Here is a 17,192-nt window from a genome sequence, read left to right on the forward strand (position 1 = left end):
GTTCCCCGCAGGCCGTGCGGCGCGGCAGGCACCGCGGCTCCGCTTGAATAGGACGCATGGTGCCCCGTCCCGACCCCGCCCTGTGCCGAGCGCTCGCCGCGGACCTCGCCGCCGCGCGGTTCCGCTCCGAGGCGCTGCGCGCCGCCTGGGGCGTGGAGGCCGACGACGCGGCCGGCCGCGGGCTGCGCGAGCCGGCGCTGCGCGGCCTGGGCGACCGGCGCGACCCGCTCGCGGTGCTCGCCCGCCTGCTCGTCTTCGGCGTCGGGCAGCCGGCTGCGGACGTCGATCGCGCGCTCCCGACCCTGGGCGCGGCCGGCCTCGAGCGGCTGGGGCTGGCGGAGCGAGACGGCGACGTCGTCGCCCCGCGCGCCATCGTGCGCCCCCAGTCGTTCCACGACGACCGCGGGCCGGGCGAGTGGTGGGTGGCGAGCGACCTCGACGAGCTCGCGCTCGGCGGCGGCGCGCTCGACGAGGACCACGTGCTCGGCGTGGGAGGGGCGTCGCTCACCCTGGCGGGGCTGCAGCTGCCCACCCCCGCGCGCCGCGTGCTTGACCTCGGCACGGGGTGCGGCATCCAGGCGCTGCGGGCGCGGCGCTATGCGGAGGCGGTCGTCGCCACCGACATCTCGGAGCGCGCGCTCGCGTTCGCGCGGCTGAACGCGCATCTCAACGGCGTGGACGGCGTCGAGGAGCGGACGGGATCGCTGTTCGCCCCCGTGGCGGGGGAACGGTTCGACCGCATCGTCTCCAATCCCCCGTTCGTCATCACGCCGCGCGCAAAGGGCGTGCCCGCCTACGAGTATCGCGACGGCGGCCTGATCGGCGACGCGCTCGTCGAGCAGGTCGTCGCGGGCGTCGGCCCCCACCTGGAGCCGGGCGGCGCGGCGCAGATGCTCGCCAACTGGGAGACCCGCGACGGCGTGGCGGGTCTGGATCGCGTGCGCGCGTGGGTCGCGGCGTCGCCGGTGCCGCTGGACGCGTGGGTGATCGAGCGCGAGGAACTCGACCCGATCCGGTACGCGGAGATGTGGATCCGCGACGGCGGCACGACGCCGGGATCGGCGGCCTTCGACGCGCTGCTGACGGCGTGGCTCGACGATTTCGCCGCCCGCGGGGTGACGGCGATCGGCTTCGGCTACGTGCTGCTGCGCCGCGCCGAGGGGGAGCCGACGCTCGCACGATATGAGCGCGTCACGAGCCCGATCCCGTCGGAGGGAGCGCTCGGATCGCACCTCGCAGCGGCGCTCGCGCACCACGACCGCGCGGCCGCCCTCGACGACGAGGCGCTCGCCGCGGCCCGGCTGCGCACGGCCGCGGATGTGACCGAGGCGCGCCACCACCGCCCCGGCGAGGAGGCGCCGAGCGTGATCGAGCTGCGCCAGGGCGGCGGCTTCGGCCGATCGGTGCAGGCCGACCCGGCGCTCGCCGGCCTGCTCGGCGCGTGCGACGGCGAGCTGCCCGCCGGCGTGCTCATCGACGCGATCGCGCAGCTGCTGGAGGCGGACGCCGCCGCCCTGCGTGCCGCGCTGCTGCCGACGATCCGCGAGCTGCTGCTCGACGGCTTCCTCGCCTTCGCGGACTGATCCTCGTGTCCGCCCCGGTCGGAAGCACCGCCGACGTCAGGGGCGCAGCAGGGACTTGATCGCGCGCCGCTCGTCCATCGCGGCATACGCCTCGTCGGCGTCGGCGAGGGCGAAGCTCGCGTCGAACACGGCGCCGGGGTTCAGCGATCCGTCCAGCACCTCGGGCAGCAGCTCGTCGACGTAGTCGCGCACGGGCGCCACACCGCCGCGCACGCCGACGTTCGTCGAGAACATGGTGCGCATCGGCAGCTCCGGGCCGCCGTTCGGCACCCCCACGAACCCGACCTGGCCGCCGGGGCGCGCGGAGCGCAGCGCCTGATCCATCGACTCCTTGGTGCCCACGCACTCCAGCACGCAGTCCGGCCCGATGCCGCCGAAGAGGTCCTTGAGCGCCGCGACGCCCTCGTCCCCGCGCTGCGGCACGATGTCGGTGGCGCCGAACTCCGTCGCCAGCCGCTGGCGCGACTCGTGGCGCGACATCGCGACGATCCGCTCGGCGCCCAGGCGCTTCGCGGCGAGCACGCCCGAGAGCCCCACGGCGCCGTCGCCCACCACGGCGACGGTCGAGCCCTCGCGCACGCCGGCCGAGACGGCGGCGTGGTGCCCGGTGAGGAACACGTCCGAGAGCGTGAGCAGGCTCGGGATCATCGACTCGTCCGGCAGGCCGCCCTCGACCACCTTCAGCGTGCCGTCCGCGTGCGGCACCCGCACGAGCTCGCCCTGGCAGCCGTCCACGTCGAGGCCCCAGTGGTCGCGGCCGCCCCAGCTGCCCGCCTCGAGGCACGAGGTCGTGAAGCCGTTGCGGCAGTTCGCGCACTCGCCGCAGCAGTCGTAGAAGGGTGCGATGACGAAGTCGCCGGGCTTGATCCGCGACACGTCGGCGCCGACGCGCTCGACGACCGCGATCATCTCGTGCCCGATGCGCCTGGGGGTCTTCGGCTCCGTCACGCCGCGGTAGGGCCACAGGTCGGAGCCGCACACGCACGCCACCACCACGCGCACGATCGCGTCGAGGCCGACGCCGCCGCCCTCCGTCGCGAGCTGCGGATCGGGCACCTCCTCGACGCGGATGTCGCGGGGCCCGTACAGGATCGTCGCCAGCATGCTTCGAGCGTATCGCCGTGGTGCTGGCTCGCGGCGCGCGCGGGCCCGATCCCGCTCGTCGACCGGAGCGCCCGAAGGGCGCGGAGCGGAGACGGGCCGAGCGAGCGCAGCGAGCCGAGGCCGCGCCGTTGCGGCCTCGCTTTCGACTCGCTTCGCTCGCTCAAGCCGTCTCCGCGCGCTTCGCTCGGCCGACGAGCGGAGGCGGCCTTCGACCGGCCCCTCAGCGCGCCCCGGCTACCCTGGAACGCATGCTCAACATGGCCGCCGGACTCGCGCGCCTCGGCGACCTCGCGGCCTCCCCCGTGGTGGCGGAGCTCGGCCGGGCGTTCGCCGCCGCCGGGCACGACCTCGCGATCGTGGGCGGTCCCGTGCGCGATGCGCTGCTCGGCCGCGCGACGCACGATCTCGACTTCACGACCGATGCGCGGCCCGACGACATCCTGCGCATCGTCACCCCGATCAGCACCGCGCAGTGGGACATCGGCCGCACGTTCGGCACGATCGGCGCGCGCGTGCGCGGCGAGCAGGTCGAGATCACGACGTACCGCGCCGACAGCTACGACGGCACCACGCGCAAGCCCGCCGTCGAGTTCGGAGACACGCTCGAGGCCGACCTCACGCGCCGCGACTTCACGGTGAACGCCATGGCGCTGCGCGTGCCGTCGGTGCAGCTGGTCGACCCCACCGGCGGCGTGGAGGATCTGCTCGCCGGCGTGCTGCGCACCCCGATCGATCCCGCCGTGAGCTTCGGCGACGACCCGCTGCGCATGCTGCGCGCCGCCCGCTTCTCGTCGCAGCTGGAGTTCGACATCGAGGACGCCACGCGTGCCGCGATCGAGCGGCTCGGCCGCACGCTCGAGATCGTGAGCCCCGAGCGGATCCAGGGCGAGCTGACCCGCCTGGTCGGCACGGAGGATCCGGTGCGCGGCATCCGCGTGCTCGTGGAGACGGGCCTCATCGAGGAGTTCCTGCCCGAGGTCTCGGCGCTGCGGCTCGAGGTGGACGAGCACCACCACCACAAGGACGTGTACGAGCACTCGCTCACGGTGCTCACCCAGGCGATCGAGCACGAGCACGCGCGTCGTCCCGGCGCCGATCCGGACATCCCGCTGCGGCTGGCCGCGCTGCTGCACGACATCGGCAAGCCGCGCACCCGCAAGCTCGAGAAGGGCGGCGCCGTCACCTTCCACCACCACGACGTGGTCGGCGCGCGCATGGCGCGCAAGCGGCTGCAGGCGCTGCGCTTCGACGGCGACACCATCGCCTCGGTCTCGAAGCTCATCGAGCTGCACCTGCGCTTCTTCGGCTACTCGGAGGGCGCGTGGACCGACTCGGCCGTGCGGCGGTATGTGCGCGACGCGGGCGACGAGCTCGAGCGGCTGCACATCCTCACCCGCGCGGATGTCACCACGCGCAACAGGCGCAAGGCCATGCGCCTGGCGACGGCCTACGACGACATCGAGGAGCGGATCGCCGCGCTGCGCGAGCAGGAGGAGCTCGAGGCGATGCGCCCCGAGCTCGACGGCAACCGCATCCAGGAGATCCTGGGCATCCGGCCCGGCCCGCAGGTGGGCGCCGCCTACCGCTTCCTGCTCGATCTGCGCCTCGACGAGGGCGTGCTCGGCGAGGAGGAGGCCGAGCGCCGCCTGCGCGCGTGGTGGGCCGAGCAGGGCTGAGCGCGCGCGGCCGGGCACCCCGCCGGGCTCGCACGGGAAGGACGCGCCCGGTGAACTCCGGGTAACCCCCGAATCCCGGCAGGGCGCCGCGGAAACCGGGCCCTCCCCGGGTAACTTCGTGGGGTGGACCATACGTCGAACGAGCAGCCGCTGAAGATCCTCCTCGGATGCGACACGTTCTCGCCCGACATCAACGGCGCCGCCCGGTTCGCCGAGCGGCTGGCCGCGGGCCTCGTGGAGCGTGGGCATGAGGTGCACGTCTCCGCGCCGAACACGCGCTACCGCCGCGCCGAGCCCCGATTCGAGACGATCGAGGGCCGCGAGCTCATGATGCACCGGCTGCCGTCGGTGCGCTGGCCGGGCCACGAGTGGCTCCGGTTCGTGTGGCCGTGGCGCTCCAAGCACTACGCGCGCGCCGTGCTCGACCGCGTGCGCCCCGACGTCGTGCACATCCAGTCGCACATCGTCATCGGCCGTGGCCTCGCGCGCGAGGCGCGCAAGCGCGGCATCCCGGTGATCGCGACGAACCACGTCATGCCCGAGAACATCGTGGACTCCACGATGCTGCCCGATGCGCTCAACCGCCTTCTCGTGAAGTGGGCGTGGGGCGACGCGAAGCGCACGTTCGACCTCACGGCCGCCGTCACGACGCCCACGCGCAAGGCGGCGGAGTTCCTCGAATCGACGATCGACATCGCCGGCGTCATCCCCATCAGCTGCGGCATCGACGAGTCGAAGTACACGCCCGATCTGTCGCCGCGCACCGAGAACCGCGTCGTGTTCGTCGGCCGCATCACCACCGAGAAGCACGTGGACGTGCTGCTGCGCGCCGTCGCCAAGCTCGACCCGGCCCTCGACGCGAAGCTAGACCTCGTCGGCGACGGCGATCAGCGACCCTCGCTCGAGAAGCTGGCCGAGGAGCTGGGGATCCGCGACCGGGTCACGTTCTTCGGGCACACCACCGACGAGGAGCTGCGTGCCGCGCTGACGCGCGCGAGCGTGTTCGCGATCGCGTCGATCGCCGAGTTGCAGTCGATCGCGACGATGGAGGCGATGGCGTCGGGCCTGCCCGTCGTGGCCGCCGACGCCGTGGCCCTGCCGCACCTCGTGCACGAGGGCGAGAACGGCTACCTCTTCCCGCCGGGCGATGTCGACGCGCTCGCCGCGCGGCTCACCGACGTGCTCACCGCCGATCCCGAGCAGCGCCGCCGCATGCAGGAGGCGTCGCTCGAGATGGTGCAGGCGCACGACATCAATCGCACGCTCGACACGTTCGAGGCGCTGTACCGCGGCGAGCCCCTGCCCGAGTAGGCCGCCGTGCACATCGTGATGTTCGCCGACCAGCACGTCGAGACGCTGGGCGGCGCGCAGGTGTCGACGCGGCTGCAACGGCGGTACCTCGAGCGCGCGGGGCACACGGTGACGATCGTCGCGCCGCGGCGGCACGGCCCGCGCGCGTCGGTGAACGCCGCGGACCCGGCCTACGCCGACCTGCCGTCGATCCCCGTCACGGTGGACCTCGAGTACTCCTTCACCTGGCCGGGGCGGCGCTCGGACGACGCGGTGGAGCGCGCGCTCGCGTCGCGCCCGCACGCCGACGTCGTGCACGTGCAGGCCGACTTCTGGGGCGCCCTCCTCGGATACCGTTACGCGCGCCGGCACGGCCTGCCCGTGGTGCACACGATGCACAACCGGGTGGACGTGGGCCTGCGCGCCACCGCCCCGTTCCCCGAGCTCGTGCTGCGCGCGCTGAACGCGTGGCGCCGCCGCGTGATGCCGGGCAGCGGGCCCGGATCGGACGGCTGGGCCTATCTGCGCGGGCTCGCGAAGACGGCGTCGGCGGTCACGGCGCCCTCGCACCACTTCGCCCGGCGGCTCGAGCGGCACGGTGTCGCCGCGCGCGTCGACGCGATCTGGAACGGCATGGACGACGACGTGCTCGACAGGATGTCGACCGAGCGCGCCGCCCCGCGCCGCGACGGCGACGTGCCCGCGTTCGTGTGGATCGGGAGGATGAGCCCCGAGAAGCGGCTGCTTCCGTTCCTCGAGGCCGTCGCGCGCGCCGGCGCCCCGATGCGCGTCGAGGTGATCGGCGGCGGCGCCCAGCGCCGCGCGGCGCAGCGGATCGTGCGCCGCTACGGGCTCGACGAGACGGTGACGTTCCTCGGCGGCCTCCCCTACGAGCAGACCCTCGCCCGCATCCGCGCCGCCGATGCGCTCGTGCAGACCTCGATCGGCTTCGAGACGCAGGGCATGACGCCCTTCGAGGCGGCGGCGCTCGGCACGCCGTCGGTCATGAGCGATCCCGACATCGCCGCCGAGGTGGGCTCCGGCGTCTGGCACGTCGGCGAACCGGATCGTGCGGACGCGTCCGTCGACGCCCTCGCCGCGGCGCTGCGGCGGGCGTCGGCCGACATCCGGTCCGGATCGGCGCCCGCGCCCGACGCGGCGGTGCGGCAGCGGTTCCGTCAGTCCGCGAGCACGGCGGCGATGATCGAGGTCTACGAGCGCGTGCGCTGACCGGACCGCGGCGTCGGCGCTCTGCCACGCTGCGGCGGGATCCTGCCGTTGTGCCCCGGTGCGGCGGGGCGAGGCGGCGCCGTCGCCTACGGTGTGGCCATGACCGCACCCGCCGACATAGCCGCGCACTACCGCGCCAAGCTCGCCTTCGAGACCGACCCCGCCGACGTGCGCGCAGCGCAGAAGGCGGGCGAGCGCTTCGTCCTCGTCGACACCCGCTCCGCCGAGGCGTGGGCCCAGGGCCGGGCCGCGGGCGCCATCCACCTGCCCACCCGCGAGATCCCCGCGCGCGCGGCCGCCGAGATCCCGGCCGGCACGCCCGTCGTCGTGTACTGCTGGAGCCCCGGCTGCAACGGCGGCGACAAGGCGGCGCTGGCCCTCGCCGAGCTCGGCTACGAGGTGAAGCTCATGATCGGCGGCTTCGAGTACTGGGCCCGCGAGGGCTACCCCGTCGTCACCGGCGAGGGCGAGACGCGCTTCCCCGTCGATCCGCTCACCGGGGTCGTGCGGTGACCTCCTGTCAGCGGTGCGAGGGCGCCGAGGGGCCGTTCCTCGCATGCTCGTTCGGCTGCACGTGGTGCGCCGCGTGCGTCGCGACGTTCCCGGGTGGCCGCTGCCCGAACTGTCAGGGCGAGCTTGTGCGGATCTGAGCGGTCACCGGTCGCCACGAGGGGCGAGATCCGGGGGGCTGCGACCAGTCGTCGGTGCCGAACACGCGCTGACCGTAGCCGTCGTTGGGCAGCAGCCACAGCGTGGCCGCGACGGCCGCGACGGAGACCGCGGCGAGGAGGATGCCGAGAAGAAGGCCCATGTCCGAAAAGCTACGGTTGTGCGGATCCGGCCACGAGTGGCAGATTCGACGCAATCCGTTCGATTCCTGCCACCACGACTGCCGCCGTCCGCAGGAATCCCGCCACCGGGAGGATCCATGATCAAGACCGTCGCCTGCATCGTGCTGGACGGCGCCGCCGTGTTCGAGTTCGGCGTGGTGTGCGAGGCCTTCGGGCTCGACCGCTCCGACCAGGGCGTGCCGACGTTCGACTTCCGTCCCGTGACGCCCGATCCCGGCCTGGTGCGCACGAAGATGGGGTTCTCGCTGCAGATCGAGAACGACCTGTCGTTCGCCGACGAGGCCGACGTGGTCGTCGTCACGGCGACGCCCCGGCAGTACTGGGACGACGTGGACCCGCGCGTGGTCGACGTCGTGCGCCGCGCGGTGGACCGGGGCGCGTGGGTTCTCAGCGTGTGCAGCGGCTCGTTCACCCTCGGGGCCGCGGGGGTGCTCGACGGCCGACGCGCCACCACGCACTGGATGTACGCCGACGAGATGGCGCGGCGCTTCCCGCGGGCGACGATCGATCCGGACGTGCTCTACGTGCAGGACGGGCGCATCATCACGAGCGCCGGCACGGCGGCCGGCATCGACGCGTGCCTGCACCTGCTGCGCCAGGAGATCGGCGCCGAGCTGACGAACGTCGTCGCGCGGCGCATGGTCGTCGCCCCGCAGCGCGACGGCGGCCAGGCGCAGTTCATCCTGCACCCGCTGCCCGAGGCGCAGGGCATGTCGCTCTCCCCCACGCTGGACTGGGCGCTGGCGAACCTGAGCCGCGACCTCACGGTCGACGATCTGGCCGCCCACGCGCACATGTCGCCGCGGACGTTCGCCCGGCGGTTCCGCGCCGATCACGGCACGACTCCCGCCGCGTGGCTCGCCCGCCAGCGCGTGATGCACGCCCAGCGCCTGCTGGAGCGCACGGACTGGGGCCTCGACCGGATCGCCGCCGAGTGCGGCTTCGGATCCGCCGCCGTGCTGCGCCAGAACTTCGCCAGGGCGCTGGGCACGAGCCCCACGGCCTACCGCGCGCGGTTCGCGTGCACCCCCGCGGCGGAGGCCGCGGCGGGCCGGGCCGCGCCGGAGCTGGCCCTCGCCTGACCGGGTTTGCGGCCCCTCCCCTCCGCGAGACAGCATTCCCGCGCCGAGACAGCGTGCAGACGCCGCTGTCTCGGCGCACAGTTGCTGTCTCGCGGGGACTGGTGGTTCCCCCCGGGCGGGTGCGGTTGCTAAAGTTGAGTGAGTCGGACTCAAGTGCGCACGGATCATCGGAGGGGACATGGCGGATCAGCCGCAGCAGGAGGAGCAGACCGCTCTCGCGCAGTTCGGGATCAACCTCACCGAGCGCGCGCGGGCCGGCAAGCTCGACCCGGTCATCGGGCGCGACGCCGAGATCCGCCGCGTCAGCCAGGTGCTCACCCGGCGCACGAAGAACAACCCCGTGCTCATCGGCGAGCCCGGCGTCGGCAAGACCGCCGTCGTCGAGGGCCTCGCGCAGCGGATCGTCGCGGGCGACGTGGCCGAGAGCCTGAAGGGTCGCGAGCTCATCGCGCTCGACATCTCGGCGCTCGTGGCGGGCGCGATGTACCGCGGCCAGTTCGAGGAGCGGCTCAAGAACGTGCTCAAGGAGATCACCGAGTCGGAGGGCCGCGTGATCACCTTCATCGACGAGCTCCACGTGCTCATGGGTGCGGGCGGCGGCGAGGGATCCGTCGCCGCGGCGAACATGCTCAAGCCGATGCTCGCCCGCGGCGAGCTGCGCATGATCGGCGCCACCACGCTCAACGAGTACCGCGAGTTCATCGAGAAGGACGCGGCGCTCGAGCGCCGCTTCCAGCAGGTGTACGTCGGCGAGCCGAGCGTGGAGGACACCATCGCGATCCTGCGCGGGCTCAAGGAGCGCTACGAGGCGCACCACAAGGTCGCGATCGCGGACGGCGCGCTCGTCGCGGCCGCCTCGCTCAGCCATCGCTACCTGCCCAGCCGCCAGCTGCCCGACAAGGCGATCGATCTCATCGACGAGGCCGCCAGTCGGCTGCGCATGGAGATCGACTCCGCGCCCCTCGAGATCGACGAGCTGCGCCGGCACGTCGACCGCCTCAAGCTCGAGGAGCTCGCGCTCAAGAAGGAGAAGGACCCGGCGTCGCAGGAGCGGCTCGCGGCCCTGCGCGAGACCCTGGCCGAGAACGAGCAGCGCCTGGGCGAGCTGCAGGAGCGGTGGGAGGCCGAGCGGGCCTCGCTCAACAAGGTCGGCGACCTCAAGACGCGCCTCGACGCCGCGCGCGGCGAGGCCGAGCGCGCGCAGCGCGAGGGCGACCTCGAGCGCGCCTCGCGCCTGCTGTACGGCGAGATCCCGTCGCTCGAGCGCGAGCTGGCCGAGGCCGAGCGCGTGGAGCAGTCGGACGAGCGCATGGTGGGCGACCAGGTGACCGAGGAGGACATCGCAAGCGTCATCGCGGCCTGGACCGGCATCCCCGTCGGCCGACTGATGCGCGGCGAGACCGAGAAGCTGCTGCACCTGGAGTCCGAGCTCGGGCGACGTCTCATCGGCCAGAAGGACGCGGTGCGCGCCGTGGCCGACGCCGTGCGCCGCTCGCGGGCCGGCATCAGCGATCCGAACCGGCCGACGGGATCGTTCCTCTTCCTCGGCCCGACGGGCGTGGGCAAGACCGAGCTCGCCAAGGCGCTCGCGGCGTTCCTCTTCGACGACGAGCAGGCGATGGTGCGCATCGACATGTCGGAGTACGGCGAGAAGCACTCCGTCAGCCGCCTCGTGGGCGCCCCTCCGGGATACGTCGGCTACGACCAGGGCGGCCAGCTCACCGAGGCCGTGCGCCGGCGCCCCTACAGCGTCGTGCTGCTCGACGAGGTCGAGAAGGCGCACCCCGAGGTGTTCGACGTGCTGCTGCAGGTGATGGACGACGGTCGCCTCACCGACGGCCAGGGCCGCACGGTCGACTTCAAGAACGTCATCCTCATCCTCACGTCGAACCTCGGCTCCCCCGTGCTCATCGATCCGACGCTCTCGCCCGAGTCCAAGCGCGAGCAGGTGATGCAGCTCGTGCACGCGGCGTTCAAGCCGGAGTTCATCAACCGCCTCGACGACATCGTGATGTTCCACGCGCTGGGGCAGGACGACCTCGCGCAGATCGTGGAGCTGCAGGTGGATCTGCTGCAGCGGCGCCTGTCGGATCGGCGCCTCACGCTCGCCGTCACGCCCGACGCCCGGGCCTGGCTGGCCGAGCGCGGCTACGACCCCGTGTTCGGCGCGCGCCCCCTGCGCCGGCTGATCCAGACCGAGATCCAGGATCGCCTGGCCCGCGCGATCCTGTCGGGCGGCGTGCACGACGGCGACGCCGTGCGCGTGGACGTGGCCGCGACCGGCGACGAGCTCGCGCTCACGAGCCAGGGCCCGACCGAGGCCTGATCTCCCCCGCCGAACCCGCCCTCCTTGCGCGAACCCGCCCCCGATCCGGCGCGGGTTCGCGGATCGGGGGCGGGTTCGGCGGCGTGCGCGCGGTCAGCTGCGGAGGGCCTCCGCGAGCTTGACGCGGCCGCCCATGCGCAGCAGCGAGTTCTCGTAGATGCGCGCGCCCAGCAGCACGATCGCGACGCACGTGGCGGCCATGATCCCGAGTGCGAGGATCGGCTCCCACCAGGCCGCCTCGTCGAAGTACAGGCGGATCGGCATCGCGATGGCCGCCGAGAACGGCACGTACGACATGACGGTCATGACCACCGGATTGTCGCCGAGGAACATCGGCAGGTACGACGGGATCATCACGAGCATCATGATGGGCGTGACGGTCGGGCTGATGTCCTCCTGGCGCGAGACCATGGCGCCCGCGGCGGCGAACATCGCCGACAGGATCGGGAAGCCGAACAGGAAGAACACGGCGAACCAGGCCATGGGGGCGCCGAAGTCGTTCAGCACGTCCGACTGACCGGTCACGGCCAGCGTGATGGTCGCCGCCGCGATGATGAGCAGGATCTGGCCCATCGAGAGCACGAGGTTGCCGAGCACCTTGCCGGCCAGCAGCACGCGGGCGGGGACCGTCGAGATGAGGATCTCGATGACGCGCGTCTGCTTCTCCTCCACGACGGCGGTGGAGATCGGCATCGCGAAGCTGAGCGCCGCGCCCATGAACACGAGGCCGAAGATCATCCCGAGGATGTAGCGCAGGAAGAACGGCACGTCCGAGTCGTCGAGCAGCGTGACCTCGGGCGCGACGGACAGCAGCGAGACGACGTCCGAGGGCGCCTCGGTCAGCGCCACCACCTCCATGCCGGTGGCCGAGTCCGGGCTCGCCGCGATGAGGGCGTCCACCTCGCCGTCGCGGACGAGCTGCTCGCCCTCCGCCCGGTCGGCCACCTCCGTGACCTCGAGGGCGTCGGTGTCGGGCAGGGTGGCGGCGACGTCCGCCGTGGCGGCCACGGGCGTGCCGCCGGACGTCGCGTTCACGATGCCCATCACGACGATGCCGCCGACGACGATGAGCAGCAGGATGAGCGTCGAGATGACGAACGACTTGCTGCGCAGGCGTCCCATGATGTCGCGCTCGGCGACGAGCCACGTGGACTGGGCGGGCGCGAGGGGCCGGGGTGCGGTGCTCACTGGATGACCTCCTTGAAGATCTGGGCGAGAGAGGGGCGCTGGGGCGTGAAGCTCGCCACGTCGCCGCGGGCGACGGCCTGCTGCAGCACGCGCTGGGCGGCGGCGGCGTCGGCCGCCTCGAACAGCGCGTAGCCGCCGTCGAAGTCGAGCACCTCGACGCCGGCCTCGTCGCGGATCCAGCCCGCGTCGCCGGACGAGACGAGCTCGTAGCGGCGGGTGGAGTGCTGCTCGCGCAGCGCCTCGCGCGATCCGGCGGCGCGCACGGCTCCCGCGGCGATGATGACGAGGTCGTCGCACAGGCGCTCGACGACGTCGAGCTGGTGCGACGAGAACAGCACCGCCGCGCCGCCGGCCGCGCGCTCCTGGAGCACGCCGGCGACGACGTCGACGGCCAGCGGGTCGAGGCCCGAGAACGGCTCGTCGAGGATGAGCACCTCGGGGTCGTGCACGAGGGCCGCGGCGATCTGCGCGCGCTGCTGGTTGCCCAGCGACAGCGCCTCGACGTTGTCGTTCAGGCGCTCCCCCAGGCCCAGCTGCTCCAGGATGTCCTGCGCCCGGCGGGTGGACTCCGCGCGGCCGTATCCGTGCAGGCGGGCGAGGTAGGCGATCTGCTCGAGCACCTTCATCTTCGGATACAGGCCCCGCTCCTCCGGCATGTATCCGAAGCGGCGGCGGTCGGCGGCGGTCAGCTCGACGCCGTCGAGGGTGACGCTGCCGGCGTCGCGGGCGAGCAGCCCGAGCACGATCCGCATCGTCGTCGTCTTGCCGGCGCCGTTCCCGCCCACGAAGCCGGTGAGGCGGCCGGGCGAGACGTCGAACGTCACGCCGTCGAGCGCCCTCCGCTCCCCGTAGCTCTTGGTGATCCCCTGCAGTCGCAGCATGGTCATCCTTTCTCGGTGATGCGTCCAGGCTAGGAACGCACCGGTGCGCGGCACATCCGCCGCGTGGGGGATTCCGGCCGCTCCCCCGAGGCCGCGCTCCCCCGGGCGGGGGAATAGATCCGGGGGAGGAGAACTTGCACCTGAATGGATCGGCCGACCGGCCGAGGACCTCCCTCCCGAGTACAGGAGCAATCAATCGTGACCAAGATCGGCTACATCGTCGGCAGCATCAGCAGCACCTCGATCAACCGCACGCTGGCCGAGGCCGTCGTGAGGCTCGCGCCGGAGGGCGTGGAGTTCGTCGAGATCCCGATCAGGGACCTGCCCTTCTACTCGCCCGACTACGACGCCGAATTCCCCCAGGTGGGCACCGACTTCAAGGCCGCGATCGAGGCCGTCGACGGCGTGCTCATCGTCACGCCCGAGTACAACCGCTCCATCCCCGGCGTGCTGAAGAACGCGATCGAGTGGTCGGCCCGCCCGTACGGCCAGATGTCGCTCAGCCGCAAGCCGGTGGCCGTGCTCGGCGGCTCGCAGGGCGGCATCGCCACCGCCGCCGCGCAGCAGCACCTGAAGGCCGTGCTCTCGCACGTCGACGCCATCGTCATGGGCCAGCCGGAGGGGTTCATCCAGCTCACCCCGGGCCTCATCGACGAGAACCGCGAGATCACGAACGAGGGCACCAAGGCGTTCCTGCAGGGCTACCTCGACACGTTCCTGGGCCTCGTCGCCCGCGTGCAGAAGGCCAACGCCTGACACGCACCCACCCGGAAGCGCCCCGCGGCCCCGCACCGACCTCGGTGGGGCCCGGGGCGCTTCCGCGTGCGGGCTTCCGTGTGTGGCTCAGGCGAGGCCGTGGCGGTGGGCGTAGACGACCGCGGCGACGCGGTCGCGCACACCGAGCTTGAGCAGGATGTTCGACACGTGCGTCTTCACGGTCGCCTCGCCGATGTAGAGCCGCGCCGCGATCTCGGCGTTGCTGAGGGCCTGCGCCAGCAGCCGCAGCACCTCGGCCTCGCGGTCGGTGAGGTCGACGGCGGTGAGGTCGACGCCCGGCGGGGCGCTCGCCGGGGCCGTGGACGGCGCGGTCGTAGACGGCGCGGGCGCCGCGGTCGCGAACCGCTCGATCACGCGGCGCGTGACCTCGGGCGCCAGCAGCGCGTCGCCCGCCGCCACGACGCGCACGGCGCTCACGAGCTCCTCGGGACCGGCGTTCTTCAGGAGGAACCCGCTGGCCCCGGCGTCGAGTGCGGCGAAGAGGTAGTCGTCGCGGTCGAACGTGGTCACGATGAGCACGCGCGGCGGCGGAGCGTCGGCGGCCGACGCCTCGGCGAGGATGAGGCGCGTCGCCTCGATGCCGTCCAGGTCGGGCATCTGCACGTCCATGAGGATGACCTCGGGCCGCATGCTGCCCACGGCATCCACCGCCTCGCGTCCGGTCGCGGCCTCGCCCGCGACCTCGACGCCGGAGGCCGCGAGGATCGTGCGGAAGCCCATCCGCATGGCGGCGTGATCGTCGACGATCAGCACGCGCGTCACGCGGCGCTCCCCTGCTCGCCGCGCGTGACCGGCACGCGCACGCGGACGAGGTACCCCGTGCGCTCGAGGCCGCCGGCGGCGTGACGGGGGCCCAACTGCAGCGTGCCGCCGCAGGCCGTGGCGCGCTCGCGCATGCCGAGCTGCCCGATCCCCGGGCGCGCGCCCGAGCGCACCCATCCCGTGTTCGCGATCTCCAGCTCGACGGCGTCGGGCTCGTAGCGCAGCCGCACGTCGGCGGTGACGTCGGGACCGCCGTGACGACGCGCATTCGTGAGGGCCTCCTGCGCGATGCGGTACAGGTTCACGTGCACGAGATCCGAGACCTCGACCGGCTCGCCGACCACGGTGAACCGCGTGGGCGTGCCCGCCGCCGTCATGGCGCGGGCGAGCTCCTCCAGGCCGGAGAGCCGCAGGGCCGAGGGCGCCTCGCGCGCCTCGCGCGCCTCGTCCTCGGGGCTGCGGAGCGTGTCGAGCAGGTGGTGCAGCTCATCGATCGCCGAACGCGCCGAGTCCTCGATGCCGCGCAGCATTCCCTCCGCGGCATGCGGATCCGTCTCGAGCACCGTGCGCGCCGCCCCGGCCTGCACGCCCATGACCGACACGTGGTGGCCGACGACGTCGTGCAGCTCGCGCGCGATCCGCACGCGGTCCAGCGCCACCGCCTGCGCGGCCGAGAGCTCGCGTTCCTCCTCGAGCCGGGCGGCCAGCGCGCTGAGCGCCTGCCGGTCGAGGGCCGCGCGGTACGCGTGGTCGCCCAGGAACCAGGCGCCGCCGAAGTACGCCGCGTTGATGAGCCACTGGATGAGCATGAAGGCGACGAGCGGCGAGAAGGCGCCCGCGTACAGGTCCGGATCGTCCGAGGCCTCGCCCGTGACGGCGAGGAAGGTGGTCACGAGCATCCACACGAACATCGCGATGACGATCCCCGTGCGCGCCCAGAACGCGCGGCGACGGTCGTTCAGCCACGCGCCGATCGTGTAGATCGCGATGAACATGGCCACATTGCTCGCGAACGCCTCGGGCACATAGGCGGTCACGCCCACGAAGTAGGCCGCGCAGATGACCACGGCGACGGCAACGGGGTACCGCCGGCGCAGCGCGAGCGGCAGCGTCGTGCCGATGGCGAGCGGGATCGTCCACACGACGTCGGCGGTCCGCTCGCCGTAGAACTGCGAGATGGACGAGAGCGCCCCGCTCACGATCGCGGCGACGAACATCGTCCCCGCGAGCACGAGGTCCATGCGCAGCTGCTGCCGCGTCGGTCCGGTCCTGCGCGCCGAGTCGGCCGGCGCCGCGGGGGCGCCGACGGGCGCGTCCTGTACTGCCGTCATCCCTTCACCGTACGGGGCCGCTCGGCCGGGATCCTCCCCCGCGCGACGGATCCGCGGGCCGAAGCACCGGGCGGGCTCAGCCGAAGATCATCGGGACGTCGGCGTCGTCCTCGTCCACGGGGAAGTCGAGATCGACGACGACGGGCACGTGGTCGCTCGGCTGCACGCCCTTGCGCTCCTCGCGGTGGATGGCGGCGCCGGCCGCCGCGTCGGCGAGGGCGCGCGAGCCGAGGATGAAGTCGATGCGCAGGCCCTGGTTGCGGGGGAACTTCAGCTGCTTGTAGTCCCAGTACGTGAAGCCCTCGGGCACGAACGGCCGCACGACATCGCGCAGGCCGGCGCCCTCCAGCGCGCGGAACGCCTCGCGCTCGGCGGGCGAGACGTGGGTGGAGGCGCCCTCGACGACCGCGGGGTCGCCGTTGTCGGCGTCGGTCGGCGCGATGTTGAAGTCCCCGACGAGCGCGAGCGGCAGGTCGGGATCTGCGGCGAGGGCACCCGCCGTGTACTGCCGCAGCGCCTCGAGCCAGCGCAGCTTGTACGCGTAGTGCGGGTCGGCGAGCGTGCGGCCGTTGGGCACGTAGAGGCTCCACACCCGCACGCCGTTCACGGTGGCGCCGATCGCGCGTGCCTCCTGTGGGGCGTCGTCGCCGGCGTGGCCCTTGAGGAAGCCGGGCATGCCGTCGAAGGCATACTCCACGTCCTCGATCGGCTCGCGGCTGGCGATCGCGACGCCGTTCCACTGGTTCAGACCGTGTGCCTCGACGTGATACCCGGCGGCCTCGAACGCCTCGTACGGGAACTGCTCGGGCTTGCACTTGATCTCCTGCATCGCCAGCACGTCGACGTGCTCGCGATCCGCGAAGCCCACGATGCGATCCACGCGGGCGCGGATCGAGTTCACATTCCAGGTGGCCAGGCGCATGGCTCCCAGCCTAATCCGGGCGCCCACACGGGCTCGTCCTCTATGCTGTGCCCACCCGCGTCTGCGGGAACCGACTGCACATACAGGAGTGTGAAGCCGCACATGGACTCGTCCGCGAGCCCTGGGTCGTCATCCGACGACCCGAGTCATAGTCCGAGCCCCATCCCCCGCCCCCGCCGAGGATCCGTC

At 72.8% G+C, this 17,192-nt stretch carries 16 protein-coding genes; 9 read left to right on the plus strand and 7 right to left on the minus strand.

What is annotated here, in order from left to right; genetic code table 11:
- Positions 1 to 56 precede the first annotated feature (56 nt).
- Entirely contained in the window at positions 57 to 1,583 is a 1,527-nt protein-coding gene (locus ACYVJ0_RS03755; protein WP_460816083.1) for a DUF7059 domain-containing protein, read from the plus strand.
- A 36-nt stretch (positions 1,584 to 1,619) separates the two neighbouring features.
- Here ACYVJ0_RS03755 and ACYVJ0_RS03760 read toward each other — a convergent pair whose 3' ends face one another.
- Positions 1,620 to 2,687 carry a zinc-dependent alcohol dehydrogenase family protein gene (locus ACYVJ0_RS03760; protein WP_460816084.1) on the minus strand — a complete coding sequence of 356 codons (1,068 nt, stop codon included), beginning with the start codon at positions 2,685 to 2,687 and terminating at the stop codon, positions 1,620 to 1,622.
- 248 nt (positions 2,688 to 2,935) lie between these two features.
- Between ACYVJ0_RS03760 and ACYVJ0_RS03765 the strand changes: the two genes are divergently transcribed.
- The 5 genes from ACYVJ0_RS03765 (at position 2,936) to ACYVJ0_RS03785 (ending at position 7,533) form a co-directional block, all read left to right on the plus strand.
- A complete protein-coding gene (locus ACYVJ0_RS03765) occupies positions 2,936 to 4,363 on the plus strand; it encodes a CCA tRNA nucleotidyltransferase (RefSeq protein ID WP_460816086.1) in 1,428 nt (475 codons plus the stop codon).
- Positions 4,364 to 4,486: 123 nt separating this feature from the next.
- A complete protein-coding gene (locus tag ACYVJ0_RS03770) occupies positions 4,487 to 5,674 on the plus strand; it encodes a glycosyltransferase (protein ID WP_460816088.1) in 1,188 nt (395 codons plus the stop codon).
- Between the two features lie 6 nt (positions 5,675 to 5,680).
- Positions 5,681 to 6,883 (plus strand): glycosyltransferase, encoded by a 1,203-nt coding sequence (locus ACYVJ0_RS03775; RefSeq protein WP_460816090.1) that lies wholly within the window; start codon positions 5,681 to 5,683, stop codon positions 6,881 to 6,883.
- A 99-nt stretch (positions 6,884 to 6,982) separates the two neighbouring features.
- A complete protein-coding gene (locus ACYVJ0_RS03780) occupies positions 6,983 to 7,396 on the plus strand; it encodes a rhodanese-like domain-containing protein (protein ID WP_460816091.1) in 414 nt (137 codons plus the stop codon).
- A complete protein-coding gene (locus tag ACYVJ0_RS03785; RefSeq protein ID WP_449852944.1) occupies positions 7,393 to 7,533 on the plus strand; it encodes a DUF1272 domain-containing protein in 141 nt (46 codons plus the stop codon). The genes ACYVJ0_RS03780 and ACYVJ0_RS03785 overlap by 4 nt, the downstream gene beginning before the upstream one ends.
- Here the strand turns inward: ACYVJ0_RS03785 and ACYVJ0_RS03790 are convergent.
- Complete coding sequence (locus tag ACYVJ0_RS03790) at positions 7,509 to 7,694, minus strand: hypothetical protein (RefSeq protein WP_460816092.1); 186 nt, start codon at positions 7,692 to 7,694, stop codon at positions 7,509 to 7,511. The two genes, ACYVJ0_RS03785 and ACYVJ0_RS03790, sit on opposite strands and share 25 nt — an antisense overlap.
- Positions 7,695 to 7,811: 117 nt before the next feature.
- Here ACYVJ0_RS03790 and ACYVJ0_RS03795 point away from each other — a divergent pair, with 117 nt between their 5' ends.
- Positions 7,812 to 8,816 carry a GlxA family transcriptional regulator gene (locus ACYVJ0_RS03795; protein ID WP_460816094.1) on the plus strand — a complete coding sequence of 335 codons (1,005 nt, stop codon included), beginning with the start codon at positions 7,812 to 7,814 and terminating at the stop codon, positions 8,814 to 8,816.
- A gap of 178 nt (positions 8,817 to 8,994) precedes the next feature.
- Positions 8,995 to 11,142 carry an ATP-dependent Clp protease ATP-binding subunit gene (locus tag ACYVJ0_RS03800; protein ID WP_460816095.1) on the plus strand — a complete coding sequence of 716 codons (2,148 nt, stop codon included), beginning with the start codon at positions 8,995 to 8,997 and terminating at the stop codon, positions 11,140 to 11,142.
- A gap of 93 nt (positions 11,143 to 11,235) precedes the next feature.
- Here the strand turns inward: ACYVJ0_RS03800 and ACYVJ0_RS03805 are convergent, their stop codons facing one another.
- A complete protein-coding gene (locus ACYVJ0_RS03805) occupies positions 11,236 to 12,330 on the minus strand; it encodes an ABC transporter permease (protein WP_449852940.1) in 1,095 nt (364 codons plus the stop codon).
- Positions 12,327 to 13,211, minus strand: coding sequence for an ABC transporter ATP-binding protein (locus ACYVJ0_RS03810; RefSeq protein WP_460816224.1), 885 nt, complete (start codon positions 13,209 to 13,211; stop codon positions 12,327 to 12,329). The genes ACYVJ0_RS03805 and ACYVJ0_RS03810 overlap by 4 nt, the downstream gene beginning before the upstream one ends.
- Positions 13,212 to 13,409: 198 nt before the next feature.
- Here ACYVJ0_RS03810 and ACYVJ0_RS03815 point away from each other — a divergent pair, with 198 nt between their 5' ends.
- Positions 13,410 to 13,967 (plus strand): NADPH-dependent FMN reductase, encoded by a 558-nt coding sequence (locus tag ACYVJ0_RS03815; protein ID WP_460816097.1) that lies wholly within the window; start codon positions 13,410 to 13,412, stop codon positions 13,965 to 13,967.
- An 87-nt stretch (positions 13,968 to 14,054) separates the two neighbouring features.
- Here ACYVJ0_RS03815 and ACYVJ0_RS03820 read toward each other — a convergent pair whose 3' ends face one another.
- The 3 genes from ACYVJ0_RS03820 to ACYVJ0_RS03830 form a co-directional block, all read right to left on the minus strand.
- A complete protein-coding gene (locus ACYVJ0_RS03820) occupies positions 14,055 to 14,750 on the minus strand; it encodes a response regulator (protein ID WP_460816098.1) in 696 nt (231 codons plus the stop codon).
- Positions 14,747 to 16,081, minus strand: a complete 1,335-nt coding sequence (locus tag ACYVJ0_RS03825; RefSeq protein WP_449852936.1) for a sensor histidine kinase — start codon at positions 16,079 to 16,081, stop codon at positions 14,747 to 14,749. Before ACYVJ0_RS03825 ends, ACYVJ0_RS03820 begins: the two co-directional genes overlap by 4 nt.
- Positions 16,082 to 16,157: 76 nt before the next feature.
- On the minus strand, positions 16,158 to 17,003 hold the full coding sequence (locus ACYVJ0_RS03830) for an exodeoxyribonuclease III (protein WP_460816100.1): 846 nt from the start codon (positions 17,001 to 17,003) through the stop codon (positions 16,158 to 16,160).
- Positions 17,004 to 17,192 lie beyond the last annotated feature (189 nt).

This window comes from Microbacterium petrolearium (assembly GCF_054782875.1).